The following is a 1,915-nucleotide window of genomic DNA, read 5'->3' as shown; positions in this document are numbered from 1 at the left end:
GATCGTAGAACCGCTCGGCCATGAAGGTCGAAACATAGTCGTATTCACGGCCATGGATCAGACGCTCGGGCAAATCCCGGTTCATATGGAAGCTGAAATGCCAGAGCCTCGCGGTCGTCGCCTCCCATCCGGTCCAGCCGGGAAGCGGAACGTCGAGGACGGCGAGATGCGTGACAGCCTTTCGATGAAGTGCCGCCTGCGGCACCGCCACCATGCCGCCGATGTCGTGTCCGCACACGGCATAGCGTTCATGCCCGAGGGCAACCATGACTTCGTGCGCGTCGCGCGCCATCGTCGCCTTGTCATAGCCGTCGAGCGGGCAGTCGGAAAAGCCCGCGCCGCGCAGATCCAGGGCCACCACGCTGAAATGCCCGGCCAGCAGCGGCATCACATGGTGCCATTCCCACCATGTTTCCGGCCAGCCGTGAAGCAGAAGGATCGGCGGGCCTGAGCCCCCCGTGACGGCGTTGATCTTGATGCCATTCACCGGCACCAGCTGCTGGGTAAACCCCTTCAAAGTTGCGATCATGATCGCTTTCCAGTCGATGTTGACGTTCAAACAGAGCTCGCGGCCAGCGCTCAGAGCTGGTCGAAATCGGTGGCGATCGTGATGTCGCGCCAGGCGTCGATATCGCGGCGGAAGGAAGCCAGCTTTCGCTCAGCGATCGAATGCGCGATCGGGCCGAGCGGCAGGTGAAGCGGGGCGTCATCGGCGTCGACTGCCCGCAGGATCACCGCGATCGCCTTGACGGGATCGCCCGCCTGATTGCCGTTGCTGGTGTCGCGGTAGTGCTTGCGCGAGCTCGCGGCGTATTCCGGCATCTCGTTGGCCGCCATCGTGATCGAACGGCCGAGGAAATCGGTGCGAAACGGACCAGGCTCGACGATCAGCACGCGGATGCCGAACGGCTTCAGCTCGCCGGCGAGCGCTTCGGACATCCCTTCCACGGCGAACTTGGCGGCGTTGTAATATCCGCCACCGGCGCCGCCGGCGATGCCAGCGCCGGACGACATATTGACGATCGTTCCGCCCGAGCGTCGCAGGACGGGCAGGGCGGCTCTGGTGGTTTCGATGAGACCGAAGACGTTCACCTCGAACATCGGCCGATATTCCTCGGGCGTGCCTTCCTCGATCGCGCCGAACAGTCCGTAGCCGGCATTGTTCACGAGCACGTCAAACCCGCCGAAGGTCTCGACCGCCTTTGCGACCGCTGCCTTGGCCGCCGCCGCATCGGTCACGTCCAGTGGCAAGGTGATCATCCGGCCACCGAAAGGCTCCGCCATTTCCGCGATCGTCTTGACATGGCGGGCCGTCGCGACGACCTGATCCCCGCGCTGTGCCGCAGCGAGCGCGAGCCGCTGGCCAAAGCCGCTCGAGCAGCCTGTGATGAGCCAGGTTTTCATTATTTCTTCTCCGGGTTGTTTTCAGACGACGCCCGGCTGTCGCCGCCGCGAACCGTCATATCGGCCGTGATCGACCAGTCCTTCTCGCCGAGGCCCGCTGAGACAGCTTTGCTGAGCCCCTCGCGGACAGCTTCAAGCATCGGGAGCGTGCGTCCGATCTGGTTGCTGGCCTCAGTCGCCCGGCGCATGTCCTCGAGCGCGAGCTTGGCTTTGAAACCGGGCTCGAATGATCGTTCCGTGATCTGCACGCTCTCGATCTCATAGGCGCGGCCCGGGAAACGGGTGCCCAGGATGAGTGCAAAGACATCCGCAGGGTCGAGGCCGACGCTCTCGGTCAGCACGACACCCTCAGCCACAGGTCGACAGACGAGCTCGCATTTTTCGTTCGATCTCTGCACAATGTGATCGATCGACCATGCATGACTGCTCCGTGGAAGAGCAGTCATGCATGGTCCTAGAGCGTTTTCGGGCGAAGTGGATACCGGTTCGCCGCAGACAATGCGGCAGAATC

General features: G+C 63.3%; 3 protein-coding genes. All 3 read right to left on the bottom strand.

From position 1 onward, the window contains the following. On the bottom strand, window positions 1–529 hold a 529-nt coding region (locus tag DT057_RS34755), incomplete at its 3' end, for an alpha/beta fold hydrolase (RefSeq protein ID WP_162501616.1). A 50-nt stretch (window positions 530–579) separates the two neighbouring features. Continuing rightward, window positions 580–1,404, bottom strand: a complete 825-nt coding sequence (locus tag DT057_RS34750) for an oxidoreductase (protein ID WP_128566534.1) — start codon at window positions 1,402–1,404, stop codon at window positions 580–582. Next, window positions 1,404–1,850, bottom strand: a complete 447-nt coding sequence (locus DT057_RS34745; protein WP_269153133.1) for an NAD-binding protein — start codon at window positions 1,848–1,850, stop codon at window positions 1,404–1,406. Before DT057_RS34745 ends, DT057_RS34750 begins: the two co-directional genes overlap by 1 nt. Between the last annotated feature and the right edge of the window lie 65 nt (window positions 1,851–1,915).

The sequence above is a fragment of the Methylobacterium crusticola genome, from assembly GCF_003574465.1.
Taxonomy (GTDB): domain Bacteria; phylum Pseudomonadota; class Alphaproteobacteria; order Rhizobiales; family Beijerinckiaceae; genus Methylobacterium; species Methylobacterium crusticola.
The sequence above is the reverse complement of the archived record's forward strand: the minus strand, read 5'-3'. Positions and strand labels throughout refer to the sequence as shown.